The sequence below is a fragment of the Achromobacter sp. ESBL13 genome (assembly GCF_036668755.1).
Taxonomy (GTDB): Bacteria; Pseudomonadota; Gammaproteobacteria; order Burkholderiales; family Burkholderiaceae_B; genus Achromobacter.
The window spans coordinates 319,528-345,708 of record NZ_JAZEVT010000001.1; the positions used below are offsets into that span (position 1 = coordinate 319,528).

Here is a 26,181-nt window from a genome sequence, read left to right on the forward strand (position 1 = left end):
CGGGCGATGAGCACCGTAAACAACCACCGTGTGGTGATCCGCCGCAAGAAGGTCAAGGGCGGCGGGCACCATGGCGGCAGCTGGAAGATCGCCTACGCCGACTTCATCACGGCGATGATGGCGTTCTTCCTGGTGATGTGGCTGATCAGCATCGTGCCGCGCGAAGAGCTCAAGGGCATCGCGGAATACTTCCGCATGCCGCTGCGCGTGGCGATCACGGGCGGGCCCAGCAGCTCGGCCGAGACCAGCGCCGTGCCCGGCGGCGGCCGCGACCCCTTGCGCAGCGAGGGCGATGTGCGCAAAGGCCAGGGCAACCGGGTCGAATCCCAGCCCATGGGCGACGCCGAACGGCGCGAACAGCACCGCCTTGAAAACCTGAAGCGCCGCCTTGAAAACGTCATCGAGACCAGCCCCGTCCTGAAAAGCTTCAGGCCGCAGCTGCTGATCGACCTGACGACCGAGGGCCTGCGCATCCAGATCATCGACAACCAGAACCGCCCGATGTTCGCCACAGGCCGCGCCGAAGTGCAGCCGTACATGCGCGACATTCTGCGCGAACTGGGGCCGGTGCTGAACGAGCTGCCTAACCGCGTCAGTATCTCGGGCCACACCGACGCCTCGCAGTACGCGCGCGGTGAGCGCGCCTATAGCAACTGGGAACTGTCGGCGGACCGCGCCAATGCCTCGCGCCAGGAATTGGTGGCCGGCGGCATGAACGAAAGCAAGGTCATGCGCATCCAGGGTCTGTCTTCCAGCATGAGTCTGGTTAAAGATGATCCGTATGCAGCCGTTAATAGACGTATCAGCCTCGTGGTGCTCAATATGAACACCCAGAAGCGCATCGAAAACGAGAACGCCGCAGCCGCGGACGTAAGCGCCAAAGATGCTCGCGAGGTGGGGACGGCCGTGGAGGCGGTGCAAGCCGCCGCCCAGGCCACGACGGCAACCAATCAAGGCGAAGCGGCGAACGCGCCGCCGGTTCAGGGGGTTCGATAGCAATGGCGGCAACGATTCTGGTGGCGGACGACTCGGCGACGATGCGGATGATCGTCCAGGCGACGTTGACGGGCGCGGGGTGGAAAGTGTTGACGGCCGGCAACGGCCAGGAAGCGCTGGAGGTGGCCAAGAGCCATCCGGTGGACCTCGTGGTCAGCGACTGGAATATGCCCGTCAAGGGCGGGCTTGAATTGATTCAAGGCCTGCGTGAGCTGGACCAGTACCTGGATGTACCGGTGCTGGTGCTGACCACCGAAGACGATGTGGGTAGCAAGATGGCCGCTCGGGATCTGGGCGTTTGTGGCTGGCTGTCCAAGCCGGTCGACCCCGATGTGCTGGTGGAATTGGCGACCGAGCTGCTCGATGAGCAGGCCGGCGCGTAAAGCAGGTTCATTTATGAAGGCGTACGGGTCATGAGTTCTGGTTTGGACCTCAGTCAGTTTTACGAGACCTTTTTCGACGAGGCGGATGAGCTGCTCGCGCAGATGGAGCAGCTGCTGCTGGAGCTCGACGTAGGGTCTCCCGACATTGAACAGCTCAATGCCATCTTCCGCGCGGCGCATTCGATCAAGGGCGGCGCGGCGACATTCGGCTGTTTTACGCAGCTGGCGGGCACCACCCACCTGCTTGAAAACCTTCTTGACGCAATCCGTCGCGGCGAAATGGCGCTGCGCACGGACATGATTGATATCTTCTTGGAAACGAAAGACGTGCTCAAAAGCCAACTGGATGCCTACCGGGCCTCCGAAGAGCCCGATGAAGCCGTGTTTGAGCGTATCTGCGCCGTATTGAGGCAGCTGGCGCTGGAGCATAAGGACCCCGCCGCGGCCGTGGCCGCGCCGGCGGCCCCCGCGCCCGTCGTGGCCCCTGCGCCCGCGCCTGTCGCCGCTGCGCCGGCCCCCGCGCCCGAACCCGTACAGACGCCGGCGGCTGACGCCGGCGACTTGCCGCTCAAGGTCAGGATCACCAAGGTGTCCGACAAGGACGCCGCGTCGCTGCTCGAAGAAATGGGCAACCTGGGCAACGTGCGCGCCAGCGAACGTGCCAACGGCGCCTTGACCGTGTGGATGGACAGCACGTGCACGCCGGACGATATCGAAGCGGTGTGCTGCTTCATCGTTGACGGCGACCAGTTGTCCATCACCCGCGAAGCCGCGCCCGCCGCCCAGGCCGCCACGCCCGTGGCCGAACCCGTGGCAGCGGCCCCGGCACCGGCAGCCGCCCCGGCGCCCGTCGCCGCCGAGCCCGTGCCGTCGGTCGCCGACACCGCCGCCGCGGCCGACGCCATCACGCAAGCCGCCGCCCGCGCCTCGCGTCCGGCTGCGCCCGCGCATGCCGACAAGGAATCCACGTCGATTCGGGTGGGCGTTGAAAAAGTCGACCAGGTCATCAACCTGGTGGGCGAGCTGGTCATCACGCAAGCCATGCTGGCGCAGACCGCGTCCACGCTGGACCCGGTGCTGCACGACCGCTTGCTCAACGGCATGGAACAGCTGGAACGCAACGCCCGCGACTTGCAGGAAGCGGTGATGTCGATCCGCATGATGCCGATGGACTACGTGTTCAGCCGCTTCCCGCGTCTGGTGCGCGATATCGCCGGCAAGATGGGCAAGCAGATCGAATTGCAGACCTACGGCCGCGCGACCGAGCTGGACAAGAGCCTGATCGAACGCATCATCGACCCGCTGACGCACTTGGTGCGCAACAGCCTGGACCACGGTATCGAAACGCCCGAAAAGCGTATCGCCGCCGGCAAGGACCCGGTTGGCCAGCTGGTGCTGTCCGCGCAACACAACGGCGGCAACATCGTCATCGAAGTCAGCGATGACGGCGGTGGCTTGAACCGCGAAAAGATCTTGAAGAAAGCCATGGCACAGGGTCTGGCCGTCAACGAGAATTCGCCAGACGATGAAATCTGGCAACTGATCTTCGCGCCGGGTTTCTCCACGGCCGAAAAGGTCACGGACATCTCGGGCCGCGGCGTGGGCATGGACGTCGTGCGCCGCAACATCCAGGACATGGGCGGCCACGTGCAGCTGTCGTGCGAGCCGGGCAACGGCACCACCACGCGCATCGTGCTGCCGCTGACGCTGGCCATTCTGGACGGCATGTCGGTTCGGGTGGGCGAAGAAACCTTCATCCTGCCGCTGAACCACGTTACCGAATCGCTGCAACCGACCAACGACCAGATCTACTCGGTGGCGGGCAACGAACGCGTCATGCATGTGCGCGGCGAATACCTGCCGCTGGTCGAGATGCACCGCGTGTTCTCGGTTGCCCAGGCGCAGACCGATCCCACGCAGGCCATCGCGGTCATCATGCAGGCCGAAGACCGCCGTTTTGCACTGCTGGTGGATCACCTGATCGGTCAGCACCAGGTGGTGGTCAAGAACCTGGAATCCAACTACCGCAAGGTGCCTGGCATCTCGGCCGCCACCATCCTGGGTGATGGCAGCGTGGCCCTGATTGTCGACGTATTTGCGCTTGCGCGCGCCAACCGTGAGCGTTGGTCGCAGCCCGAAGCCATTCTGAATTGATGGAGCAATAAAAAATCATGGCAGCCAAACCGCAAGCGCAATCCGCGCGCAACGAAGATGTCGGCAGCGAATTCCTCGTCTTCACGCTGGGCGACGAAGAGTACGGCATCGACATCCTGAAGGTGCAGGAAATCCGCGGCTACGACGCCGACACGGTGACCCGTATCGCCAACGTTCCCACGTTCATCAAGGGCGTGACGAACCTGCGCGGCATCATCGTCCCGATCGTGGACCTGCGCATCAAGTTCAACCTGGGTCGCGTCGACTACAACGAGCAGACCGTCGTCATCATTCTCAACCTGGATCGCCGCGTGGTCGGCATCGTGGTTGACGGCGTGTCCGACGTGCTGATGTTGAACGCCGGCCAGATTCGTCCGGCACCGGAATTCGGCGCCACCTTGTCCACCGAATACCTGACCGGTCTGGGCACGGTGGACGAACGCATGCTGATCCTGGTCGACATCGAAAAGATGATGACCAGCGATGAAATGGCGCTGGTGGAGAAGGTCGCTTCCTGATCGGAATCCGGCCGGAACGCGGGGTAGAGGCGCCATATTCAATCCGATGTGGCGCTTTCCTTTAACGATTGCAGTCAAAGGGTGGTTCTTGAGATGCGCAAGTTTTTCGCGAACATGACGATACGCAGCAGCCTGTTGTGGGTGCTGGCGTTCTTCTCATTCATGTTGGTGATTGGGGCGGCGCTGGGCGTGCTGTCCCTGCGCATCAGCAATGGCACCCTGGCCGAAATCAAGCAAGCGCAGGAACTGGACGACGCGGTGGGCCGCGTCGTGTACAGCTACAAGGACACGATGAGCGGCCTGGGCCGCGCCGCCACCGCCAACTATGCCGACATCGTGGGCAGCGTGGGCCAGGCCACCTTGCTGACGACGGGCCTGTCGGCGGAAGCCACCGGTTTGCTGGAACGCGCCAAGGCGTCCATGAACAAGGGCCAGGCCGAATACGAGTATTACAAGAGCCTGCCGCAACCGGCGGAAGCCGCCGAATCGCTGAAAGAAATCGAAGCGTCGTACGCCGCGCTGGTGCAGCAGGGCTTGACCCCGCTGGTCGCCGCGCTGGAAAAGGCCGACATGCCCGCCTACCAGAAGCAGGTGCAGACGGTGCAGGACGCGCTGGAAGGGCGCTTTGCCCGCGCCGTCGAAGGCTTTGATTTCTGGCGCGCCAGCAAGATGCTGGACGCGCACGAAGTGGCGCAGGTGCGTTACCAATTTGTGTTGATCGCCGTGGCCGCCGGTGGCGTGATCGCCGCGCTGCTGGTGTTCGCCACCTATATCTTCCTGCGCCGCCGCGTGCTGCTGCCGCTGAAAGAGGCCGGTCATCACTTTGACCGCATCGCGGGCGGCGACCTGACCGCGCGCGTGGACGTGCGCAACACCAATGAAATCGGCCAGCTGTTTGCCGCCTTGAAACGCATGCAGGAAAGCCTGACGCGCACGGTGTCGACCGTGCGTCGGGGCGTGGACGAAATCAACGTGGGCTCGCATGAAATCGCGGCCGGCAACACGGACCTGTCCAGCCGTACCGAACAGCAGGCGGCGTCCCTGGAAGAAACCGCCGCGTCCATGGAGCAGCTGGCGTCCACGGTGAAGCAAAACGCCGACAACGCGCGCCAGGCCAATCAGCTTGCCGCCAGCGCGTCGGACGTTGCCGAGCGGGGCGGTTCGGCGGTGTCGGAAGTGGTCAACACCATGCACGACATCTCGGCCAGCTCGCGCAAGATCTCGGAAATCGTGTCTGTGATCGACGGCATTGCCTTCCAGACCAACATCCTGGCGCTGAACGCCGCCGTGGAAGCGGCTCGCGCGGGCGAGCAGGGCAAGGGCTTTGCGGTGGTGGCGGGCGAGGTGCGCTCGTTGGCGCAGCGCAGCGCGCAGGCCGCCAAGGAAATCAAGGGCTTGATCGAAGACTCGGTCAGTAAGGTTGGCGCCGGTTCGCAGCAGGTGGAACGCGCGGGCGCGACCATGCAGGAAATCGTGGCGTCGGTGAAGCGCGTGACGGACATCATGGGCGAGATCTCGGCGGCCTCGGAAGAACAATCCAGCGGCATCGACCAGGTCAACCGCGCCGTGTCGCAGATGGACGAAGTCACGCAGCAGAACGCGGCGCTGGTGGAAGAAGCGGCCGCCGCGGCGGGCTCGCTGCAAGAGCAGGCCCAACGCCTGGCGGAAGCCGTGGCGGTGTTCAAGATCAATGCGGGCGAAGTCATCGAAGTACCGGCGCATCGCCTGTCTTCGGCGCGCCCGTCCGATGAAGACTCTCGTTTGCAAGCGCCTGACGCGTTTGCGCTTGGGCACTGAGGAATCGCGTGGCAACTGCGGCAACCCAGGCGCCGTCCATCTCGGTGGACCGCCAATTCGATTTTCGTGACGCGGACTTTTCCCGCGTCCGCAAGATGATCCACGCGCGCGCGGGCATCTCGCTGGGCACGCACAAGCGTGAAATGGTCTACAGCCGCCTGGCCCGACGCTTGCGCGCGCTGGGCCGCCACGACTTCGGCAGCTATCTGGACCAGCTGGAAAACGAGCCCGACGCCCACGAGTGGGAAGAATTCGTCAATGCCCTGACGACGAACCTGACGGCTTTTTTCCGCGAGTCGCATCACTTTCCCATCCTGGCCGACTTCGCGCAAAAGCGCGGCGGCCCGGTGTCGGTGTGGTGCTGTGCGGCGTCCACGGGCGAAGAACCTTATTCGATTGCGATGACGCTGGTCGAGGCCCTGGGCCCGCGCGCGGCATCGTCCACGGTGCTGGCCACCGACATCGACACCAACGTGCTGAACCGCGCGCGCGCCGCCGTGTATCCGGCCGAACGCGTGGCCAAGATGGAAGACGAGCGCCTGCGCCGCTTCTTCCTGAAGGGCCGTGGCGCCAACGCCGGCCAAGTCCGCGTGCGCCCCGAGATTGCCGACATGGTGCGGTACGAAACGTTGAACCTGTTGGCGCCCAGCTGGCCGATCAACGAAAAGTTCGACGTGATTTTCTGCCGCAACGTCATGATTTATTTCGATAAGCCGACACAGGCGAAGATCCTGGAGCGCTTTGCGCCGCTGCTCAAGCCGGGCGGCCTGCTGTTTGCGGGGCACTCCGAGAACTTCACCTACATCAGCCGTGATTTTCGTCTGCGCGGGCAGACCGTCTACGAATGTGCGAGTAAGGCCTGAACGGGTCGAGGCAGCAAGCAATGAAAAAAATAAGCGTTTTGTGTGTAGACGACTCCGCGCTGGTGCGCGGGCTGATGACCGAAATCATCAACAGCCAGCCGGACATGGAAGTCGTTGCGACCGCGCCCGACCCGCTGGTGGCCCGCGACCTGATCAAGCGCCACAACCCAGACGTGCTGACGCTGGACGTGGAAATGCCCCGCATGGACGGGCTGGATTTCCTGGAAAAGCTGATGCGCCTGCGGCCGATGCCGGTGGTGATGGTGTCGTCGCTGACCGAGCGCGGCGGTGAAATCACGCTGCGCGCGCTGGAGCTGGGCGCCATCGACTTCGTGACCAAGCCCAAGCTGGGCATCCGCGACGGCCTGCTGGAATACACCGAGATCATCGCCGACAAGATCCGTGCCGCCTCGCGCGCCAAGTTGCGCGCGCCCACGCCGCACGCCGCGCCGGCCGCGCCCGCGCCGATGTTGCGTCGGCCGCTGGCCAGCTCGGAAAAGCTGGTGATCGTGGGCGCCTCCACGGGCGGCACCGAGGCCATCCGCGAAGTGCTGCAACCCTTGCCGCCGGACAGCCCCGCCATTCTTATTACGCAGCACATGCCCGCCGGCTTCACGCGTTCGTTCGCGCAGCGGCTGGATGCGCTGTGCGCGGTGACGGTGCGCGAAGCGGTCCATGGCGACCGCGTGCTGCCGGGCCACGTGTATCTGGCGCCGGGTGGCGACACGCACATGCGCCTGGGCCGTAGCGGCGCCAACTACGTAATCGAACTGGAAGCCAGCGAACCGGTCAACCGCCACCGCCCGTCGGTGGACGTGTTGTTCAATTCCGCTGCCGTGGCCGCGGGCAAGAACGCCATCGGCGTCATCCTGACCGGCATGGGCAAGGACGGCGCGGCCGGCATGCTGGCCATGCACCGCGCGGGCGCGCACACCATCGCGCAAGACGAAGCCAGCTGCGTGGTGTTCGGCATGCCGCGCGAGGCCATCGCCATTGGCGCGGCCGACGAAGTGGTTGCGCTGTCGGCAATTAGCGAACGCATTCTGACTCGCCTGGGCGACCGTGGGCACCGCGTGTAACGCGACTGCACCCCGATCGATCTCAAGCAAATTTCTTCTGGAGTGAAAGATGGTAGACAAGGGCATCAAGATTCTGGTGGTGGATGACTTCCCCACCATGCGACGGATCATCCGCAACCTGCTCAAAGAGCTGGGTTTCGAGAACGTCGACGAGGCCGAAGACGGCGCGATCGGTCTGGAAAAGCTGCGTAACGGCGGCTTCCAATTCGTCGTGTCCGACTGGAACATGCCCAACCTGGACGGCCTGGAAATGCTCAAGCAGATCCGCGCCGACGCATCGCTCGCCTCGTTGCCGGTGCTGATGGTGACGGCTGAAGCCAAAAAGGAAAACATCGTCGCGGCGGCTCAGGCCGGCGCCAACGGTTACGTGGTCAAGCCTTTCACCGCGGCAACGCTGGAAGAAAAGCTCACCAAGATCTTCGAGAAAATTGCGGGCTGAGGTGTGCAATGAGCACAACGGAACATGTAGAACCCGCCGGCGAAAACCCTGATTTGATCCATCGGATCGCCTCGTTGACGCGTATGTTGCGCGACAGCATGCGCGAGCTGGGCCTGGATCAGGCCATCAAAGACGCCGCCAACGCCATCCCCGATGCGCGCGATCGCCTGCGCTATGTGGCGCAGATGACCGAACAGGCCGCCAACCGCGTGCTGAACGCCACCGAGCAGGCCGGCCCCATCCAGGACGGTATGTCGCGTTCGGCGCAGGCGCTGGATAGCCGCTGGCAGCAGTGGTACGACCAGCCCCTGGAGATGCCCGAAGCGCGCGAACTGGTCAAGGACACGCGCGCCTTCCTGGCGGACGTGCCCAAGCAGACCCAGCAGACGCAGTCCAAGCTGATGGAAATCATCATGGCGCAGGATTTCCAGGACCTTACGGGCCAGGTCATCATGCGCATGATGGACGTGGTCGGCGCGATTGAGCGCGAGCTGTTGCAGGTGCTGCTGGACAACGTGCCGCAGGAACGCCGCGACGAGGCCAACAGCCTGTTGAACGGTCCGCAGATCAGCCCGCAGGGCAAGACCGATGTGGTGACCAGCCAGGACCAGGTTGATGACCTGCTGGCCAGCCTGGGGTTCTGATCGACCCATCGCGCCGCCCGGCCTGGCCGCCGGCGGCGCGTGCATAGAAGAATAAGCAGGGGGGCCTTGCAGTACGAGACAAGGCGCGCGCCGCGCGCCAGGCAACGGACGCCCACAGAAGGCGGTCCGGGCCAGCACAAGGAGGTCCATCATGGCCAGATCCGTATTCCGCCTCGGCGGCATGTGGGCACTGTTACGCCGCTTGAACCGGGGCGACGGCACGTTGTCGGAACGCACCTTTTCCTTAAGTCCCGCGGTATTTCCCCTGCATCGTTTCCTGTCGCGCATGCGCGGGCGCGTGGTCACCGTCAGGCAATCCAGCATTGAAATCGCGTTGAACGCGGCCCGCACGCAATACCAGGCGGGGCGCTGCTCGGCCCTGGCGCAAGAGCAGGCGCGGGCGGCGGGCGCGTTGGCCGACAGCGGCGCGCAGATTGCCGCGTTGTCGGCGTCCACGTCCGAACATGCACGCCAGATTGCCGACGTATCCGGCAAGAACCTGCATGCGGCCGAAGCGGCGCTGGACGAGCTGTCCGACGTCAAATCCCGGGTCGATCGGATGACGCGCGAAATGGCCGCGTTTACCGAAGTGGTGGGTCAACTGACCGTGCGCGCGCGCTCGGTGGCGGACATCAGCAAGCTCATCAAGGACATTGCGCTGCAAACCCAGCTGCTGGCCTTGAATGCCGGCGTGGAAGCGGCCAGGGCAGGGGACGCGGGGCGGGGCTTTGCGGTGGTGGCCAGCGAAGTGGGGCGGCTGGCCGAACGCGTGAACGCCGCGACCAACGATATCGGCCGGCATACGGTTGAAATGCTGGACCTGGTGGACACCACCCAGCGGCAAACCGGCACGCTGCGCGAAGACGTGGATGCATCCGGCGCCGTGCTGGGTCGCACTTGCACCGACTTCGAGCGCTTCGTGCGCGATTTCGGCAGCATGAACCTGCAAGTGAACGAGGTCGTGCAGGCCATTGGCGACGTTGACGCCACCAACCACGGCATGAGCCAGGAAGTGGGCCGCATCGCCGCCTTGAGCGCCGATGTGCTGGGCCGCGTCGGCAGCATGTCGGACGAGATCGATCGCATCCGCCGCCAGACGGAAAGCGTGCAGGAGGTGCTGGCGGACGTGCGCACCGGCCGTACCGCCTTCGACCAGCTGTGCGAGGTGGTCGAGAGTTTTCGCGATGCGGCGACGCGCCTGCTGGACGATGCCCGGCGCCGGGGCGTGGACGTGTTCGACCGCCACTACCAGCGCATCGCGGGCAGCGAACCGCCGCGCTATCACACGCGTTACGACCGGGCCATCGACGACGCCCTGACGCAACTGCTGGACGAGGTGCTGGACGCCGTGCCGGGCGGCATCTACACCTTGGTGGTGGATGCGCGCGGCTATGCGCCCGCCCATAACGGGCGCTTTTCGCATCCGCCCACCGGCGACCCGCAACAGGACATTGCGCGGGCGCGGCACAAGCGCATCTTTGACGATCCGGTTGGTGCGCGGCTGGCGGCCAATACCGGGGCGATGCTGTTCCAGACCTATTCGCGCGATACCGGCGAGATCGTCAACGACATTTCTGTCCCGCTTTATTTGGGGTCGGAACACTGGGGCGCCGTCCGTATCGGGCTGGACTACGTGCGCTTCCAGGCGGCGCTGGACGGCGCCCGCGCACCCGCTATCGCGCGCAACGGCGAATAGCGCCGCTTTCTTCCCGCTTCTTGGCTTATCGCCCAACCCCGGGCAATCCTAGAATCTCGGCGGGCGGCTCGTAATCCGAAAATCCGCGAGCCGCAACGACACCGCAGAGCATGGCTGAAGAAAGCGACCTCGAGAAATCAGAAGCAGCCTCTCCCAGGCGCCTGGAAAAGGCGCGCGAGGAGGGGCAGATTGCGCGTTCCCGCGAACTGGGAACGTTCATGATGCTGGCCGCCGGTGTCGGGGTGATCTGGGCGCTGGGCGGTTCGCTGTACCAGGGCATGAGCGGCGTGCTGCACAACGGCCTGGCGTTCGACCAGCGCATCGTGACGGACCCGGGCGTGATGGTGGAGCAGGCCGTGATCGGCTTCGGCCACGCCCTGACCGCCTTGCTGCCCGTATTCGGCGTCCTGGCGGTGGTGGCCGTGCTGTCCAGCGTGTTGCTGGGCGGCATCGTGATTTCCGGCAAGCCCTTGCAAGCCAACTTTTCGAAGCTGAGCCTGTTCGCCGGCCTGAAGCGGATGTTCTCGTCGCAGACGGTGGTCGAACTGATCAAGGCGCTGGCCAAGGCGTTGCTGGTGGGTGGGGTGGCCGTCTGGGTCATCTGGCGCTACCACGACGACATGCTGGGCCTGATGCACGTGGCCCCGTCGGCCGCGCTGATCAAGGCGCTGTCGCTGGTGGCGATCTGCTGCGCGTTGATCGTGTCCTCGCTGCTGGTGATTGTGCTGCTGGATGTGCCATGGCAGATCTGGAGCCATTTGAAAAAGCTGCGCATGTCCAAAGAGGATGTGCGCCAGGAACACAAGGAAAGCGAAGGCGATCCGCACGTGAAGGCGCGTATCCGGCAGCAGCAGCGCCAGGCGGCGCGGCGCCGGATGATGTCGGAGGTGCCCAAGGCGGATGTGGTCGTGACCAACCCGACCCACTACGCCGTGGCGTTGAAGTACGACGAGGAAAAAAGCGGCGCCCCGCGCGTGATTGCCAAGGGCACCGGCCTGATCGCTGCCAAGATCCGCGAGCTGGCTGCCGAAAACCGTATTCCCACATTGGAAGCGCCGCCGTTGGCGCGCGCATTGCATCAACACGTCGACCTGGGTAAGGAAATCCCGGCCGAGCTATATACCGCGGTGGCGGAAGTGCTGGCGTGGGTCTTCCAGCTGCGTTCGTGGCGGTCGGGATGGGGCGTCCAACCGACGGCCCCGACCCGTCTGGCCGTGCCCGCCGAGCTGGACCCGCAAGCAAAAACCGCAGCACAAGGAGTCTAAGGTATGAGCGCTTTGCTCACCATGTTGAAGAGTAGCGGGGCCGGCCATGCGCGGCTTCTGGCAGGCCCGGTCCTGATCGTGATGGTGCTGGGCATGATGGTGCTGCCCCTGCCCACGTTCCTGCTCGACCTGCTGTTCACCTTCAACATTGCGCTGTCGGTGATGATCCTGCTGGTGGCCATGTTCACGCGCAAGCCGCTGGACTTTGCCGCCTTTCCGGCCGTGCTGCTGTTTGCAACGTTGCTGCGCCTGTCGCTGAACGTGGCGTCCACCCGCGTCGTGCTGCTGCACGGCCACACCGGCCCCGACGCGGCGGGCAAGGTGATCGAGGCGTTTGGCCACTTCCTGGTGGGAGGCAACTTTGCGGTCGGGATCATCGTGTTCGTGATCCTGACCATCATCAACTTCATCGTTATCACCAAGGGTGCGGGCCGTATCGCCGAAGTGGGCGCGCGCTTCACCCTGGACGCGATGCCCGGCAAGCAGATGGCCATCGACGCCGACCTGAACGCGGGCCTGATCGGCGAAGACGAAGCGCGCAAGCGCCGCGCCGAAGTGTCCCAGGAATCCGACTTCTTCGGGTCGATGGACGGCGCCAGCAAGTTCGTGCGCGGTGACGCCATCGCCGGCCTGCTGATCATGGTGATCAACGTAATTGGCGGCCTGATCGTGGGCGTGGCCCAGCACGATATGTCGATGGCCGAGTCGGGCCGCGTCTACACGCTGCTGACCATCGGCGACGGCCTGGTCGCGCAGATTCCGGCGCTGGTGATTTCGACGGCGGCCGGCGTGGTGGTGTCGCGCGTGTCGACCGACCAGGACGTTGGCCAGCAGATCATGAGCCAGCTGTTCTCGAACCCGGCCGTGCTGTTCCTGACGGCCGGCATCATCGGCATCATGGGCCTGATCCCCAACATGCCGCACGTGGCGTTCCTGACGCTGGCCGCCGCGCTGGGCTACGGTGGCTGGGCCTTGCACAAGCGGCGCCTGGCTGCTGCGCAAGCCGCGGAAGTGGTGCCGCCGGCCGCGATCACACAAGCGCAGGCGGCAGCCGCCGAAGCCAGTTGGGACGATGTGTCCATGGTGGACCAGCTGGGGCTGGAAGTGGGCTATCGCCTGATCCCGCTGGTGGACCACGCGCAGAACGGCGAGCTGCTGCATCGCATCCGCAGCCTGCGCAAGAAGTTCGCGCAGGACGTGGGCTTTTTGCCGCCTGTTGTGCACATTCGCGACAACCTGGAACTGAAGCCCAACGATTACCGCATCTTGCTGTCGGGCGTGGAAGTGGGCCATGGCGTGGCGATGCCGGGTCAGTGGCTGGCCATCGACCCGGGCGGCGTCACCATTCAGATCAAGGGCACGCCCACCACCGATCCGGCGTTCGGCTTGCCGGCGCTGTGGATCGATGGGGGCTTGCGCGATCAGGCGCAGGTGGCCGGTTACACGGTGGTGGACGCGGGCACGGTGGTGGCCACGCACTTGAATCACCTGATGCACCGCCATGGTTCGAACCTGCTGGGTCGCCAGGAAGTGCAGCAGCTGCTGGACCGCATTGGCCGCGACGCGCCCAAGCTGGTGGAAGACCTGGTGCCCAAGACGCTGTCGTTGACGGCGTTGCAGAAGGTGCTGCAAGGCTTGCTGTCGGAAGAAGTGCCGATCCGCGACATGCGCACCATTATCGATACGCTGTCCGAGCACGGCCCGCGCCTGGCGGCGCAGGCGGCGGCCACGGGCGGTCAACCCGACATCAACGAACTGATCATGCTGACGCGCCGCTCGCTGGGCCGCGCGATCACGCAGCAGTGGTTCCCGGGCGAAGGCGAGTTACGGGTCATTGGGCTGGACGTGAAGCTGGAACGCGTGCTGTCGCAGGCAATGACGACCAGCGGCGGCCTGGAGCCCGGCCTGGCCGACACGCTGCTGCGCGAAACGCAGGCGGCGGTCGAGCGCCAGGAAGCGCAGGGCAATGCGCCGGTGCTGCTGGTATCGCCAGTCTTGCGCGCGCCGCTGTCGCGCTTCCTGCGCCACCATTTGCCGCAGCTGGGCGTGTTGTCGAATACGGAAATACCGGATGAGCGCATGGTCCGCGTGACCGCGCTGATCGGCGGGAGTAATGGGTAATGAAGATAAGCCGCTTTGTAGGCGCCAACAGCCGTGACGTGATGCGCCAGGTGCGCCTGGCGCTGGGCCCGGACGCGCTGATCGTGTCCAACCGCAGCGTGGACGGCGGCGTGGAAGTACTGGCCACGGTGGATGGCGCGTTCGAGGATTCTGCGTCGGACACGCCGCAACGCGACATGTCGTCGCGCGCTGGCGCGTCCGGGGCGGCGGCTGCCGCGCCTTCGGATTCGCGTCCGCAGGGTCCGGCGGTCTCACCTTACGGCGCGCAGCCCACTGCACCTTATGGCGCGCAGCCCGCCTCGGCTTACGGCGCGCAGCCCACTGCACCTTATGGCGCGCAGCCCGCCTCGGCTTACGGCGCGCAGCCCACTGCACCTTACGGCGCGCAGCCCGCTGCACCTTATGGCGCGCAGCCCGCCGCAGCTTATGGCGCCGCGCCCGAACGGCAAGAAGCGCGCCCCTACACGGCGGCGCCGCCCGCCATGCCGCAACCCGGCTACACGACGCCGTCGCGCTCGATTGCCGCGTATCAATCGGCATTTGCGTCGTCGGCCCAGCCGGAAGAAGACGGCTCGCCCGTTGAGGCGAGTTCGGCAGCGATGCCCTCGGCGGCGTCGTATCCGACGCCGCTGCAACCCGCGACCGCGCAGTCGTCGGCCGCGCAACCTATTGCTTCGCAACCAGTTTCCACACCGGTCGCCCCGCTGGTAGGCGCCGCGACCCGCGTCGAGCTGCCGGCCTTGGCACCAGCCCGTCCAGGCGCGCCGACGCACGCCACGTCGATGGCTGCCGCGTCGCCGCTTGCTGCCGCGTCGCCGCTTGCTGCGACTTCCGCCGCGATACCCGCCGCGTATGCGCCCGCATCGTCGGCCCCCGCGCATGCTGCATCGTCGGCCAATGCACCGGCCGCGTATTCGCCCGCCGCGTCCTCGGCCGCCGCACCCGCCGCGTATTCGCCCGCCGCGTCCTCGGCCGCCGCACCCGCCGCGTATTCGCCCGCCGCGTCCTCGGCCGCCGCAACCGCCGCGTATTCGCCCGCCGCGCCCTCGGCCGCCGCAACCGCCGCTTATGCGCCCGCCGCATCATCGTCCGCCGCACCGGCTGCTTATGCGCCCGCTGCATCCCCGGCCGTCGCACCCGCCGCGTATGCACCCGCCGCGTCTTCGACCACCGCGCGCGCCGCGGTCACCGCAGCCGCTGCACCCGCGCCGTCCGCACCCGCGCCGTCCATGGCCCGCATGCCGGACGCGCCGTTGCGTCAGGCACCGCCGTCGTTGCCGCCGGACACCACGGCCGGTTTGCAGGATGCCATCAGCGCCTTGCGCGGTGCGCTGGAAACGCGGATGGACGGATTGCTTTGGGGTGGCCGCCCCGGCGCGACTCGTGAAGCCGCCGCCGCCGCGCTGTTCCGCAGCCTGCTGGATGCCGGGTTCAGCACAAAGCTGGTGCGCACGCTGGTGGACCGCCTGCCGCAAGGGCTGTCGTCCGACGCCGCCCAGGCGTGGGCGCGCAATGAACTGGTCACCCACCTGCCCGTGGTGGCCTCCGAAGACGAATTCCTGGCCGGCGGCGTGTACGCGCTGGTCGGCCCGACGGGCGTCGGCAAGACCACCACGCTGGCCAAGCTGGCCGCCCGTTGCGTAGCCCGCGAAGGCCGCGACCAGGTCGCGATGTTGACGACCGACCTGTTCCGGATCGGCGCATTGGAACAATTGCAGATTTACGGCCGCCTGATGGGCGTGCCCGCGCATTCCGTGCGCGACGCCGGCGAACTGCGCCGCATTCTTGCCGAACTGGGCAACCGCAAGATCGTGCTGATCGATACCACCGGCATCAGCCAGCGCGACCGCCTGGTGGCCGAGCAGGCCGCGATGCTGACCAGCGCCGGCAAGCCCGTGCGCCGCCTGCTGGTGCTGAACGCCGCCAGCCAGGGCGACACGCTGGACGAAGTGGCGCACGCCTACCGCAACGGCGTGGGCGAAGACGTGGCCGGCTGCATCATCACCAAGCTGGACGAAGCCACCCGCCTGGGCGCGGCGCTGGACACGGCCATCCGCCACCGCCTGCCCATCCACTACATGTCGGTGGGGCAGAAGGTGCCCGAACACATGGAACTGGCGCGCGCCGACGTGCTGATCGACCGCGCTTTTGCCATGGTCGAGCGCGCGCGCGCCCTGTATACGCCCAGCGAGGCGGACCTGGCGTCGCTGGTGCCGGCCGCCCGCGAGGCCGACGCCGTTGATCCTGCCCGCCGCCGCCAATTGCTGGCCTCGGCCATCCTGCGCCCGCAAGGCGGACCGGCGTCGATCGCCGCCGCGCAGAATCTGGATGACACGATCGCCATGCTCGACAGCGACCCGGCCTGCGTACAAGCCCGGGCGTCCTGGCGCGACTATGTCGGCGATGGCGCGGGCGCCAGCCTGGCGGCCTTGGGCGACGACCCGCTGGCCATGGTGCGGCGTGAATTCTCGGCCACCTGCAACCGCCACCTGCTGGCCATGCACGGCAAGACCAGCATGAAGGGCGAGGGCTTGCCGGGTGGTGTGTTGATGGGGGCGCTGCTGATGAGCGACCGGGGCGTGGCCCTGGCCGCGCCCGCGCAGCAGCTGGCGTTGGCCCACGGCATGTTGACCTCGTTCGCGCCCGGCGCGGCGGGTCTGGCGGATGCCGGCCCGGCCTTGCAAGCGCGCGTGCGCTGGCTGGGCGAACAACTGCCGCGGCTGCCGATGGTGCATCTGCTGGAGGCCGGCACGTCGGCCTTGTGGCAGTCGTTAAGCGAGCAGGGCGCCTCGTGGGTGGCGCGCTGCCCGGGCGGCATGCGCGTGGTGCAGGACGAATGCCCGACCAACCTGAATGCCGTCGGCAAAAGCGTGGGCTATCTGCCCGTGGGCCAGCCCGGCGACATGCCCGGCCTGACGCACGAGCAGGGCGGCCAGGCCGTGCCGCTGGCGCTGTGGGCGTCGGGCACCGAAATCACCCTGCCGGGCCGCTCCGAAACCGCGCCCATCCGTCTGGTGTGTGCGCGTCTGATCGATACGGTCAGCGGCGAGATCGCCGCACAGCTGTTCGGGCTGACCAACCTGCCCGCGTCCCAGGCCGACGCCGCCACCGTCGCGCGCTGGCTGGTGTTGCAGGACGAAGCCAAGGCCGGCTTCCGCTACATGGCCAACGCGTGGCAGGCGCTGCCCACCGTCGACGGCGCCCACACGCTGGCGCGCCAGTCATTGATGGCCGGCCAACTGGGCGCGGCCTGCTGGCAGATGGCGCATTCGCCGTCCGCCGCCGTCGTGCGCGGCCCGCTGTCCGGCATCATGGGTTCGGAACGCAAGCTGTCGGGCCGCCTGCTGCCCGTGGCGATCCTGAAAATGTTCGCCATGCTGGAGATGGCTGCGGGGGCCTGAAGTCCAGGGCCGAAGCCAAGGCAAAGCCCCAGAGCTCCAAAGCTCGAAAGCTCCAAAGCTCCAAAGCTCCAAAGCCCCAGAGCTCCAAAGCTCCAAAGCCCCAAAGCCCCAAAGCCCCAAAGCCCCAGCGCCCCAGCGCCCCAGCGCCCCAGCGCCCCAGCGCCCCAGCGCCCCAGCGCCCCAGCGCCCCAGCGCCCCAACGCCCCAGAGCCCCAGCGCCCCAGCGCCCCATAGCCCCATAGCCCCATAGCCCCATAGCCCCAGAGCCCCAGCGCCGGGCTCAAGCCCAGCCGAAGCCCCGGCACTGCTGTCCAACAAAAAGCGCGCGGTATCCCGTCAGGGATTCCGCGCGCTTTCACAAGAATTCACGTATGTTGGCGCGCATGCCGCGCCAGGGACTATTCGCCGGATCAGCCGGCGACGATGGGTTTGCGATTAGGCGCGCCGCGTGCACCTCGGCCGTACGCGTCATAGGTTGCGTTCTTGCCGCCTGCGCCGTTCACGTCGCGCAGCGCGTCCAGCGACTGCTGCGTATAGCGCAGATGCACATCAATCAACGCGCCATTGCGCAGGTTGATCTCGTTGGCCGAAGCCGACTTGGTCAGCAGCGCGTGCCAGATGCCCGACAACTGCGGATGCAGCACGGCCGCCTGCTCGGTGCCGGCGTGGCCAATGGGCAGCCCGATTTCGGCCAACAGGCCGTCGCGCGTGCCGCTCAGGTCCACCAGCTGCTGGGCCACTCGCGACTTTCGCTCGGTGATGGCTTGCAGCGCGCCGACGTTGCCCGGCCCGACCAGAACCTCGGTCTCTTCTTCCAGAATGGCTGAAAACTCGGTAATCAGCGCGTCTTCCTGACGCATGCAGGCCTGGAGGGAATCGACGGGGTTCATGGTCATGCTTCGAAGGAGGATAGGGCGGTGGACAGGATTACTTCAGCAGATCACGCGCGCTGGCGATCAGGCTGTCGGCAATGCGGCCGGTATCGATCTTCAACTGGCCCGAGGCAATGGCGGCACGGATGGCGGCCACGCGCTCGACGTTGATGTCGTTCGAACCGTCTTGCAGGGCCAGCATCTTGCGCGACGCCGAACTCAACGCCACTTGCGAGCTGCTGGAGCCCGAGGGAGTGCTTGCGCCATAGGCTTGCGCAACCGCGGAATCCGGGCGCTGGCTCACGGCGTCGGCCGACAGGGGCCGGTTGGTGGTCGAATTGATTTTCAAGGTTTTCTCCGCAGGGCGTCCTGGGTCGGTTTGCGACGGATACGCCTACTATTGTCTCTGTAACGACAGGGCCGGAAGGAACTTTAGGGCAGCTTGCCCAATGGTGTCGCGCGATTTGTAACAGACCCTACAGTTGTATTTCCACCAGACCCGCGTTGCGCACCACGCCGCTGACCACCTGGCCGCTGGCGGTACGCACCTGCACCGTGGCGCCCGGCGCTGCATTGTCCAGTGCCTGCCCCTCGCTACTGACCACGAATCCGTTGCCCCGCGCGTTGATGCGCACGTTGGCGCCCCGCATGACCGACTGCGCGTTGCGCAGCGACGAGCCGCGCACCGGCTGGCCGGCGTTGATGCGATAGGCGGCCGACATGCCCACGACGGTTTGCGGGTCGGTGATGGCGCCGGGCGGCAGCGACACCAGGTCGCCGTCCCGGGGGGCAAGGTCGTCCGGCGTCAGCGCCTGGCCCGCCGCGATCATGCGTGAAGCGACGTAATAGTACCCGGGCACGCTGACAGTGGCCTGCACATACGTCGTCCAGGGCTTGGGCCCATTGCAGCGCACGCCCACCGTCATGCGCGAACGCAGCTTCATGCCCGACGGCATAAACGGGGACATCGCGTCGCAGGGCGCCAGCCGGTCCACCCGGGGCGGGTCGATCGCCACCGAAGGCTGGCCGGGCAGGGCGGCCAGTTGTTCAAGCAGATAGTCTTGCGCCGCGATGACGATGGCCTCGGGCGGCTGGCTGGCGGCGTCTTGCGCCAGCGCGGCTTCGTTGCCTGCCAATGCCAGGACAAGAAGGCCGCTTGCGCGCGCGAGGAGAAGTCGTGCGGAGATTTTCATGATGACTGAATTGTAAGAGTCCGGGCCGCTTGGCAATACGTGAATTGGATGAGAAATGGCGGGTTATTTGGCTGATTGTGTTTCACCGTCGGCCCCTATGATTCCGTCACCCAATGGGATAACGGTGTGTCCGAAGTCCCGTGCTCTATCCGTATTGCAACGCACGAAGGCGCCACGATGCTAGACAGGCTTAACGAAGATTTCCGGTTCTACCAGCAGGCTTTGGGACTGCGCGCGCAGCGCCAGGAAGTGTTGTCGTCCAACATCGCCAACGCCGACACGCCGAACTACAAGGCCCGCGATTTCGACTTCAAGACGGCGATGCAGAACGCGATGGAAGATTCCAAGCGCCTGGCCGATACGTCGTTGACGCTGACCTCCGCGCGCCACATTCCGGCCAAGGCCGTGTCGCAGGGCCCGACGGACCTGCTGTTCCGTTTGCCTTACCAGCCCAGCATGGACGGCAACACGGTGGACATGGACATCGAACGCGTGCAGTTCGCCGACAACACCTTGCACTACCAGAGCACGATGCAAATGATCTCCGGCCGCATCCGGACCATGCAGACCGCCATTCAGGATTGATCCATAAAGGGAGCAACAGGCAATGTCCTTGTTGAGCATTTTCGATATCGCCGGTTCGGCGCTCAGCGCGCAGTCGCAGCGCATGAACGTCACGGCCAGCAACCTGGCCAACGCCGACAGCGTGGTGGGCCCGGACGGCCAGCCGTACCGCGCGCGCCAGGTTGTATTCCAGGTCAACCCGGCCGCCGGCCAGGCCATGGGGCAGGAGATCGGCGGCGTGCGCGTCGCCGGCGTCATCCAGGACCCGTCGCCGCTCAAGCAGATCTATGACCCCAAGCATCCGCTGGCCGACGCCCAGGGCTACGTCAGCATGCCCAACGTCGATCCCGTGGCCGAAACGGTCAACATGATCGCGGCGTCGCGCTCGTACCAGGCGAACGTCGAAGTGCTGAACACCGCCAAGTCCTTGATGCAAAAGACGTTGACCATCGGTCAATCCTAATTTCCGCTCAGAGTGAATCCATGACCACCGTCGATCAAAACACCAGCACCACCGGCTTGGGCCTGGCCCAGGCGGGCGCCGGCAGCTCCATCACGTCGCAGGGCCTGCAAGACCAGTTCCTGAAGCTGCTGATGACGCAGCTGCAGAACCAGGACCCGCTGAACCCGATGCAAAACGCCGAGCTGACTTCGCAGATGGCGCAGATCGCAACGGTGGAAGGTATCACCAACCTGAAAAGCACCATCCTGGCCATCAGCGGCCAGATCGATGTGTCCCAGTCGATGAACGCCGTGTCGATGATCGGCAAGGGCGTGTTGATCCCGGGTTCCAAGGTCAAGGTCGGCGTGGACGGCGACAACGCCGCCGAGCGCGTCGTCACCCCCTACGGCCTGGATCTGCAAAGCGATGCGCAGAAGGTCCAGGTTCGTATCGCCGACGCGAACGGCGCCGTGGTGCGCACCATTGAAATGGGCGAACAGAAGACTGGCGTCTACACCCTGAACTGGGATGGCAAGAACGACGGCGGCGTGGCATTGGAGCCGGGCGCGTACACCGTGTCCGTGCTGGCAACCGACGGCGACGGCAAGAAGGTGAACGCGGAAGTCCTGAGCTACGGCCAGGTCAAGAGCGTGGCTTACTCGACGAACGGACTGCGTCTGGACCTGGGCCTGGAAGGCCAGACCAGCATGTTGGACGTGCGCAAGGTTATCGGCGCCTGAACCGGGCGGATTTGAATCGATGCCGGCGCACGGGCGACGGCTCCACATCATTAATTAGCGAGAGAAAACATGGGCTTCGGACAAGGACTAAGCGGCTTGAACGCCGCTGCGCAGAACCTGGACGTGATCGGCAACAACATCGCCAACTCGGGCACGGTCGGCTTCAAGTCGGCCACGGCCTCGTTTGCTGACGTGTACGCCAGCTCGCGCGTCGGCCTGGGCGTCAAGGTCGCCGCCATCAACCAACGCTTCACCGTGGGTACGGTGCAGGGCGGTGGTGGCGAATACGACATCGCCATCGACGGCGCCAAGGGCATGTTCCGCCTGACGGACACCAGCGGCGCGGTGATGTATTCGCGCAATGGCGAATTCCTGGTCGACAAGAACAACTTCATCGTCAACGCGCAGGGCTATCGCCTGACGGGCTACCCCGCCGGCGCCATCGGCGCGAACCCGGTCGAACTGCAACTGCCGACGGCCAACGTGGCGCCGCGCGCCACCGCCACCGGCACGACCGTGGCCAACCTGGACGCCAACGCCAAGGTGGTCTACCCGGTTGATACCGTCACGGCCCCGGCTGTCGACGGCAGCGTGTCCCTGGGCGGCACGGCTTATACCTTTACCCGCGACCCGCTGGGTGCGGTGGTGTGGTCGGGCGCGGTGCCGCCGGCTGCTACTTATGGCACGGCTCCGAATGAAGTGGTAATTGGGGCGGGTGGTGCAATCACTTCTGGCGACATCAGCCAGATCCCCGGCTACGTCAACTACACCGCCGCCGTCACCGAAATCGGCCGTCCGTTCGACCCCACGGTGTCCAACAGCTACACCAACGCGTCGCCCATGACGGTGTTCGATTCGCTGGGTAACTCGCACCAGGTGATGCAGTACTTCGTCAAGCGCCCGGCGGATGCCGCCGGCAACAGCGTGTACGACGTCTACTACACGATGGACGGCCAGGCCATGGCGCCCACGACCGAAGCGGGCGGTGTCTGGGGCACGCCCCAGCAGTTCACGTTCAACAAGGCCGGCGCGCTGACCAGCGCCCCGGTCGTGACCTTGAGCTTTGCCCAGCCCGGCGGCACCACCACGCCCGCCGACCCCATCAGCATCGCCATGAACTACACCGGCACCACGCAGTACGGCAGCAACTACAAGCTGGTTGCCAAGCCCGACGGCTACACCTCCGGTGAATTCAGCGGCATCAACATCGGCGGCGACGGCAGCCTGGTGGCCAGCTACACCAACGGCGAAACGCAAGTGGTCGGCAACATCGTGCTGGCCGACTTCGCCAACCTGCAAGGCCTGCAACCGGTGGGCAACAACGCGTGGACGGAAACGTCCGCCTCGGGCCAACCGATCCTGGGCCAGCCGGGCACCAACGGCATGTCCAAGGTGGTGGGTCAGGCGACGGAAGCGTCCAACGTCGACATGAGCAAGGAACTGGTCAACATGATCATTGCCCAGCGCACGTATCAGGCCAACTCGCAAACCATCAAGACCCAGGACGAAATCATGCAAGTCCTGATGAACCTGAAGTAAAGCTGGCTCGCGACGACACCGACGGAATAGGCAATGGACAGAATCATCTACACCGCCATGAATGGCGCGGCACGTATCACTGAGCAGCAGGCCGCGATTTCCAACAACATGGCCAACGTGAACACGACGGGCTTTCGCGAGCAGATCGCGCTGTACCGCTCGGTTCCCGTGACGGACGGAGTGAGCCTGCCCACGCGTGTTTCGACGGTGGCCTCGACCCCCGGCAACAGCTTTGAAATGGGCAACATGCAGACCACGGGCCGTGACCTGGACGTGGCCCTGGCCAGCGAGAACGGCTGGATCGCCGTGCAGACGCCGCAAGGCGAAGCCTATACGCGCGGCGGCAGCCTGCAAGTGGGCATCAACGGCCTGTTGCAGACGTCGCTGGGCCAACCGGTGCTGTCCGACCAGGGCGGCCCCATCGATGTGCCCGACCAGGCCTCGCTGACGATCACGTCCGACGGCACCATCACGGCCATCGGCGCCGGCGACGGCCCGAACAATATTCTGAACCTCGGTCGCCTGAAGCTGGCCAACCCGAACAACGCGCAACTGGTGCATGGCGACGACGGCGTGTTCCGCCTGGCGCCGGTCAATGGCCAGCCCGCGCCGCCCGCGCCGGCGGACCCCAGCCTGCGCCTGTTGTCCGGCGTGCTGGAAGGCAGCAACACCAATCCGATGAAAGCGATGGTGGGCATGATTGAAAACGCCCGCCGCTTCGAGCAGCAGATGCAGGTGATCCAGCAGTCGGACCGTAACGCGGAACGCGCCAACGGCATTTTGTCCGTCAGCTGATTCGGCCGCTGATTCAAACCAATTTCGCGCGCGGCGCCGCCGCGGCACCAGGAGTAACTTCATCATGATGCGTTCGTTGTGGATTGCCAAAACGGGCCTGGAAGGTCAACAGACCTCCATGGACGTGATCTCGAACAACTTGGCCAACGTTTCCACCAACGGGTTCAAGCGCGGCCGCGCCGTGTTCCAGGACCTGATGTACCAAACGCTGCGCCAGCCCGGCGCCCAAGTGGGCGACGCCACGCAACTGCCGTCCGGCCTGCAATTGGGCACGGGCGCCCGCGTGGCCGCCACCGAGCGCATCCACACCGCCGGCAACCTGAACAACACGGGCGGCGAAATGGACATCGCCATCAACGGCCGTGGCTTCCTGCAAGTGGAACTGCCCGACGGCACGCAGGGCTACACCCGTGACGGCGCGCTGCAACGCGACCAGAACGGCCAGCTGACCACCGTCAGCGGCTACGTCATCCAGCCGCCCATGAACGTGCCGGACAACGCCTTGTCCATCTCGATCGGCAAGGACGGCATCGTCTCGGTGACCCAACCGGGCGCCGCCGGCGTGAACGTGCAGATCGGCCAGTTGCAGATCGCCACCTTCATCAACCCCACCGGCCTGCAAAGCATCGGCGAAAACCTGTATCTGGAAACGGATGCGTCGGGCCCCGCCAACCTGCTGCAACCGGGTGTGGACGGCGCGGGTTCGATCATGCAGAACTACGTTGAAACGTCGAACGTGAACGTGGCTGAAGAACTGGTCAACATGATCACGACGCAGCGCGCCTACGAAATGAACAGCAAGGCCGTCAAGACCTCTGACGAGATGCTGGCCCGCCTGACCCAACTGTGATGCCCATGTCTGTCCTGCGTCTGGTATTCGCTGCGGCGCTGGCTATGCTGGCGGCCGGTTGCGCCATGATTCCGCCCGAGCCCATCGTGACCGGGCCGACCACGGCCGCACCGCCGCCGCCGCCCATGCCAATGGCGCAGCCGACGGGGTCGATCTATCAGCCCACCACGTACGGCAACTATCCCTTGTTCGAGGATCGCCGTCCGCGCAATGTGGGCGACATCGTCACCATCGTGCTGAACGAGCGCACCAATGCGTCCAAGAACGTGGCGACGAATACGAACCGCACCGGATCGGCCACGCTGGGTATCGCGGCAGCCCCGTCCTTCATGGATAGCTGGGCCGGCGCCAACCTGAACACCGACGCCAAGGGTGGCAACGTGGCGCAGGGCAAGGGCGACAGCACCGCCAACAATGCCTTTACCGGCACCATCACCACGACGGTCGTGGGCGTGATGTCGAACGGCAATTTGCAGGTGGCTGGCGAGAAGCAGATCGCGATCAACCGCGGCAGCGAATACGTTCGCTTCGCCGGGGTGGTCGATCCGCGCTCCATCACCGGCACGAACACCGTGTCGTCCACGCAGGTGGCCGACGCCCGCATCGAATATCGCAGCAAGGGCGTCATGGACGAAGTTCAGACCATGGGCTGGCTGCAACGCTTCTTCCTGCTTGCTTCGCCGTTCTGACCATGACAAAACCCACCTCGATATCCGCCATGCTGTCCCTGTTCGCCCGTGTGTGCGTGGCGGTAGGGCTGGTGGCCGGCGCCGGCGCGGTGCACGCCGAGCGGCTCAAGGACCTGGCCTCGATCCAGGGCGTGCGGGGCAACCAGCTGATCGGCTACGGCCTTGTCGTGGGCCTGGACGGCAGCGGCGATCAGGTTCGCCAGACGCCTTTCACGCAGCAAAGCCTGACCAACATGCTGTCGCAGCTGGGCATCACCGTGCCGGCCGGCAGCAACATGCAATTGAAGAACGTGGCGGCCGTGATGGTCACCACCACCTTGCCCGCGTTCGCACGGCCCGGCCAGACGCTGGACGTGGTGGTGTCGTCCATGGGTAACGCCAAGAGCCTGCGCGGCGGCACCTTGCTGATGACCCCGCTTAAGGGGGCCGACAGCCAGGTCTACGCCATCGCCCAGGGCAACATCCTGGTCGGCGGCGCGGGCGCGTCGGCCGGTGGCTCCAGTGTGCAGATCAACCAATTGAACGGCGGCCGCATCAGCGCGGGCGCCATCGTCGAACGCGGCGTGCCCACCACGTTCTCGCGCGACGGCTACATCCACGTCGAACTGAACAACACCGACTTCGGCACCGCGCAGAACGTGGCGCAGGCGCTGAACCGCAAGTTCGGCCAAGGCACGGCCACCGCGCTGGACGGGCGCGTGGTGCAGGTGCGCACGCCGATGGAGCAGTCCTCGCAGGCGCGCTTCCTGTCGCAAGTGGAAGACTTGCAGGTGGCGCGCGCGCCCACGGTGGCCAAGGTCATCATCAATGCCCGCACCGGTTCGGTCGTAATGAACCGCACGGTCATGATCGAAGAAGCCGCCGTGGCGCACGGCAACCTGTCGGTCATCATCAACCGCCAGAACCAGGTGTCGCAGCCGGACACGCCTTTCACGGAAGGTCAGACGGTGGTGGTGCCCAACACGCAGATCGAAGTGCGCCAGGACAATGGCTCGTTGCAGCGCGTAAGCACCAGCGCCAACCTGGCTGACGTGGTCAAGGGCCTGAACGCCCTGGGCGCCACACCGCAAGACCTGCTGGCCATCCTGCAAGCTATGAAAACCGCGGGCGCCTTGCGCGCCGAACTGGAAATCATCTGACG

The 26,181-nt window shown here is 65.6% G+C and carries 24 protein-coding genes; 21 read left to right on the forward strand and 3 right to left on the reverse strand.

Going from position 1 to position 26,181, the window contains the following annotated elements; genetic code table 11:
• The first annotated feature begins 6 nt into the window (after positions 1 to 6).
• From motB to flhF, 13 genes are all read left to right on the forward strand, one after another.
• Positions 7 to 996 (forward strand): flagellar motor protein MotB, encoded by a 990-nt coding sequence (gene motB, locus V6F88_RS01470; protein ID WP_332607593.1) that lies wholly within the window; start codon positions 7 to 9, stop codon positions 994 to 996.
• Between the two features lie 2 nt (positions 997 to 998).
• Positions 999 to 1,379, forward strand: coding sequence for a response regulator (locus V6F88_RS01475; RefSeq protein ID WP_046806437.1), 381 nt, complete (start codon positions 999 to 1,001; stop codon positions 1,377 to 1,379).
• Positions 1,380 to 1,409: 30 nt separating this feature from the next.
• Entirely contained in the window at positions 1,410 to 3,533 is a 2,124-nt protein-coding gene (gene cheA / locus V6F88_RS01480) for a chemotaxis protein CheA (protein ID WP_332607594.1), read from the forward strand.
• A gap of 17 nt (positions 3,534 to 3,550) precedes the next feature.
• Complete coding sequence (gene cheW, locus V6F88_RS01485) at positions 3,551 to 4,051, forward strand: chemotaxis protein CheW (protein ID WP_006219029.1); 501 nt, start codon at positions 3,551 to 3,553, stop codon at positions 4,049 to 4,051.
• 93 nt (positions 4,052 to 4,144) lie between these two features.
• The gene (locus V6F88_RS01490; protein WP_332607595.1) at positions 4,145 to 5,848 is read left to right on the forward strand and encodes a methyl-accepting chemotaxis protein; all 1,704 of its coding nucleotides are present in this window, start codon (positions 4,145 to 4,147) and stop codon (positions 5,846 to 5,848) included.
• Positions 5,849 to 5,856: 8 nt separating this feature from the next.
• Entirely contained in the window at positions 5,857 to 6,711 is an 855-nt protein-coding gene (locus V6F88_RS01495) for a CheR family methyltransferase (RefSeq protein WP_046806440.1), read from the forward strand.
• Between the two features lie 20 nt (positions 6,712 to 6,731).
• Entirely contained in the window at positions 6,732 to 7,790 is a 1,059-nt protein-coding gene (locus V6F88_RS01500; protein WP_332607597.1) for a protein-glutamate methylesterase/protein-glutamine glutaminase, read from the forward strand.
• Positions 7,791 to 7,839: 49 nt separating this feature from the next.
• Positions 7,840 to 8,229: a chemotaxis response regulator CheY gene (cheY, locus tag V6F88_RS01505; RefSeq protein ID WP_006219033.1), complete on the forward strand. Its 390-nt coding sequence runs from the start codon at positions 7,840 to 7,842 to the stop codon at positions 8,227 to 8,229.
• A gap of 8 nt (positions 8,230 to 8,237) precedes the next feature.
• Positions 8,238 to 8,873 (forward strand): protein phosphatase CheZ, encoded by a 636-nt coding sequence (gene cheZ, locus V6F88_RS01510; RefSeq protein ID WP_006219034.1) that lies wholly within the window; start codon positions 8,238 to 8,240, stop codon positions 8,871 to 8,873.
• 151 nt (positions 8,874 to 9,024) lie between these two features.
• Complete coding sequence (locus V6F88_RS01515) at positions 9,025 to 10,569, forward strand: methyl-accepting chemotaxis protein (RefSeq protein ID WP_442880121.1); 1,545 nt, start codon at positions 9,025 to 9,027, stop codon at positions 10,567 to 10,569.
• A 110-nt stretch (positions 10,570 to 10,679) separates the two neighbouring features.
• On the forward strand, positions 10,680 to 11,834 hold the full coding sequence (flhB, locus tag V6F88_RS01520) for a flagellar biosynthesis protein FlhB (RefSeq protein ID WP_332607598.1): 1,155 nt from the start codon (positions 10,680 to 10,682) through the stop codon (positions 11,832 to 11,834).
• Positions 11,835 to 11,837: 3 nt separating this feature from the next.
• On the forward strand, positions 11,838 to 13,955 hold the full coding sequence (flhA, locus tag V6F88_RS01525; RefSeq protein ID WP_332607600.1) for a flagellar biosynthesis protein FlhA: 2,118 nt from the start codon (positions 11,838 to 11,840) through the stop codon (positions 13,953 to 13,955).
• Positions 13,955 to 17,356, forward strand: a complete 3,402-nt coding sequence (flhF, locus tag V6F88_RS01530; RefSeq protein ID WP_332607601.1) for a flagellar biosynthesis protein FlhF — start codon at positions 13,955 to 13,957, stop codon at positions 17,354 to 17,356. Before flhA ends, flhF begins: the two co-directional genes overlap by 1 nt.
• A 410-nt stretch (positions 17,357 to 17,766) precedes the next feature.
• On the opposite strand, the gene V6F88_RS01535 is transcribed toward flhF, so the two are convergent.
• The 3 genes from V6F88_RS01535 to flgA form a co-directional block, all read right to left on the reverse strand.
• Positions 17,767 to 18,246, reverse strand: a complete 480-nt coding sequence (locus V6F88_RS01535; RefSeq protein WP_332607602.1) for a flagella synthesis protein FlgN — start codon at positions 18,244 to 18,246, stop codon at positions 17,767 to 17,769.
• Between the two features lie 37 nt (positions 18,247 to 18,283).
• Positions 18,284 to 18,577, reverse strand: coding sequence for a flagellar biosynthesis anti-sigma factor FlgM (gene flgM, locus V6F88_RS01540; protein WP_046807748.1), 294 nt, complete (start codon positions 18,575 to 18,577; stop codon positions 18,284 to 18,286).
• Positions 18,578 to 18,704: 127 nt separating this feature from the next.
• Entirely contained in the window at positions 18,705 to 19,421 is a 717-nt protein-coding gene (gene flgA, locus V6F88_RS01545) for a flagellar basal body P-ring formation chaperone FlgA (protein WP_332607603.1), read from the reverse strand.
• A gap of 177 nt (positions 19,422 to 19,598) precedes the next feature.
• Between flgA and flgB the strand changes: the two genes are divergently transcribed.
• The 8 genes from flgB to V6F88_RS01585 all read left to right on the forward strand — a co-directional run bounded on the left by flgB (position 19,599) and on the right by V6F88_RS01585 (position 26,179).
• Positions 19,599 to 20,006: a flagellar basal body rod protein FlgB gene (gene flgB, locus V6F88_RS01550; RefSeq protein ID WP_006219042.1), complete on the forward strand. Its 408-nt coding sequence runs from the start codon at positions 19,599 to 19,601 to the stop codon at positions 20,004 to 20,006.
• A gap of 22 nt (positions 20,007 to 20,028) precedes the next feature.
• A complete protein-coding gene (flgC, locus tag V6F88_RS01555) occupies positions 20,029 to 20,448 on the forward strand; it encodes a flagellar basal body rod protein FlgC (RefSeq protein WP_046807746.1) in 420 nt (139 codons plus the stop codon).
• A 20-nt stretch (positions 20,449 to 20,468) separates the two neighbouring features.
• Positions 20,469 to 21,167, forward strand: a complete 699-nt coding sequence (locus tag V6F88_RS01560) for a flagellar hook capping FlgD N-terminal domain-containing protein (protein WP_046807745.1) — start codon at positions 20,469 to 20,471, stop codon at positions 21,165 to 21,167.
• A 69-nt stretch (positions 21,168 to 21,236) separates the two neighbouring features.
• On the forward strand, positions 21,237 to 22,706 hold the full coding sequence (locus tag V6F88_RS01565; RefSeq protein WP_332607604.1) for a flagellar hook-basal body complex protein: 1,470 nt from the start codon (positions 21,237 to 21,239) through the stop codon (positions 22,704 to 22,706).
• A 33-nt stretch (positions 22,707 to 22,739) separates the two neighbouring features.
• Positions 22,740 to 23,501: a flagellar basal body rod protein FlgF gene (locus V6F88_RS01570; RefSeq protein ID WP_046807743.1), complete on the forward strand. Its 762-nt coding sequence runs from the start codon at positions 22,740 to 22,742 to the stop codon at positions 23,499 to 23,501.
• Positions 23,502 to 23,565: 64 nt separating this feature from the next.
• Entirely contained in the window at positions 23,566 to 24,351 is a 786-nt protein-coding gene (gene flgG / locus V6F88_RS01575) for a flagellar basal-body rod protein FlgG (protein ID WP_006219047.1), read from the forward strand.
• Positions 24,351 to 25,040: a flagellar basal body L-ring protein FlgH gene (locus V6F88_RS01580; protein ID WP_046807742.1), complete on the forward strand. Its 690-nt coding sequence runs from the start codon at positions 24,351 to 24,353 to the stop codon at positions 25,038 to 25,040. The genes flgG and V6F88_RS01580 overlap by 1 nt, the downstream gene beginning before the upstream one ends.
• Positions 25,041 to 25,042: 2 nt before the next feature.
• Positions 25,043 to 26,179 carry a flagellar basal body P-ring protein FlgI gene (locus V6F88_RS01585; RefSeq protein ID WP_332607606.1) on the forward strand — a complete coding sequence of 379 codons (1,137 nt, stop codon included), beginning with the start codon at positions 25,043 to 25,045 and terminating at the stop codon, positions 26,177 to 26,179.
• Positions 26,180 to 26,181 lie beyond the last annotated feature (2 nt).

What these genes read in the sequence shown, in the direction of transcription:
- motB (WP_332607593.1), top strand. Translation starts at nt 7, where the DNA reads ATGAGCACCGTAAACAACCACCGTGTGGTGATCCGCCGCAAGAAGGTC.
- V6F88_RS01475 (WP_046806437.1), top strand. Translation starts at nt 999, where the DNA reads ATGGCGGCAACGATTCTGGTGGCGGACGACTCGGCGACGATGCGGATG.
- cheA (WP_332607594.1), top strand. Translation starts at nt 1,410, where the DNA reads ATGAGTTCTGGTTTGGACCTCAGTCAGTTTTACGAGACCTTTTTCGAC.
- cheW (WP_006219029.1), top strand. Translation starts at nt 3,551, where the DNA reads ATGGCAGCCAAACCGCAAGCGCAATCCGCGCGCAACGAAGATGTCGGC.
- V6F88_RS01490 (WP_332607595.1), top strand. Translation starts at nt 4,145, where the DNA reads ATGCGCAAGTTTTTCGCGAACATGACGATACGCAGCAGCCTGTTGTGG.
- V6F88_RS01500 (WP_332607597.1), top strand. Translation starts at nt 6,732, where the DNA reads ATGAAAAAAATAAGCGTTTTGTGTGTAGACGACTCCGCGCTGGTGCGC.
- cheY (WP_006219033.1), top strand. Translation starts at nt 7,840, where the DNA reads ATGGTAGACAAGGGCATCAAGATTCTGGTGGTGGATGACTTCCCCACC.
- cheZ (WP_006219034.1), top strand. Translation starts at nt 8,238, where the DNA reads ATGAGCACAACGGAACATGTAGAACCCGCCGGCGAAAACCCTGATTTG.
- V6F88_RS01515 (WP_442880121.1), top strand. Translation starts at nt 9,025, where the DNA reads ATGGCCAGATCCGTATTCCGCCTCGGCGGCATGTGGGCACTGTTACGC.
- flhB (WP_332607598.1), top strand. Translation starts at nt 10,680, where the DNA reads ATGGCTGAAGAAAGCGACCTCGAGAAATCAGAAGCAGCCTCTCCCAGG.
- flhA (WP_332607600.1), top strand. Translation starts at nt 11,838, where the DNA reads ATGAGCGCTTTGCTCACCATGTTGAAGAGTAGCGGGGCCGGCCATGCG.
- flhF (WP_332607601.1), top strand. Translation starts at nt 13,955, where the DNA reads ATGAAGATAAGCCGCTTTGTAGGCGCCAACAGCCGTGACGTGATGCGC.
- V6F88_RS01535 (WP_332607602.1), bottom strand. Translation starts at nt 18,246, where the DNA reads ATGAACCCCGTCGATTCCCTCCAGGCCTGCATGCGTCAGGAAGACGCG.
- flgA (WP_332607603.1), bottom strand. Translation starts at nt 19,421, where the DNA reads ATGAAAATCTCCGCACGACTTCTCCTCGCGCGCGCAAGCGGCCTTCTT.
- flgB (WP_006219042.1), top strand. Translation starts at nt 19,599, where the DNA reads ATGCTAGACAGGCTTAACGAAGATTTCCGGTTCTACCAGCAGGCTTTG.
- flgC (WP_046807746.1), top strand. Translation starts at nt 20,029, where the DNA reads ATGTCCTTGTTGAGCATTTTCGATATCGCCGGTTCGGCGCTCAGCGCG.
- V6F88_RS01560 (WP_046807745.1), top strand. Translation starts at nt 20,469, where the DNA reads ATGACCACCGTCGATCAAAACACCAGCACCACCGGCTTGGGCCTGGCC.
- V6F88_RS01565 (WP_332607604.1), top strand. Translation starts at nt 21,237, where the DNA reads ATGGGCTTCGGACAAGGACTAAGCGGCTTGAACGCCGCTGCGCAGAAC.
- V6F88_RS01570 (WP_046807743.1), top strand. Translation starts at nt 22,740, where the DNA reads ATGGACAGAATCATCTACACCGCCATGAATGGCGCGGCACGTATCACT.
- flgG (WP_006219047.1), top strand. Translation starts at nt 23,566, where the DNA reads ATGATGCGTTCGTTGTGGATTGCCAAAACGGGCCTGGAAGGTCAACAG.
- V6F88_RS01580 (WP_046807742.1), top strand. Translation starts at nt 24,351, where the DNA reads ATGCCCATGTCTGTCCTGCGTCTGGTATTCGCTGCGGCGCTGGCTATG.
- V6F88_RS01585 (WP_332607606.1), top strand. Translation starts at nt 25,043, where the DNA reads ATGACAAAACCCACCTCGATATCCGCCATGCTGTCCCTGTTCGCCCGT.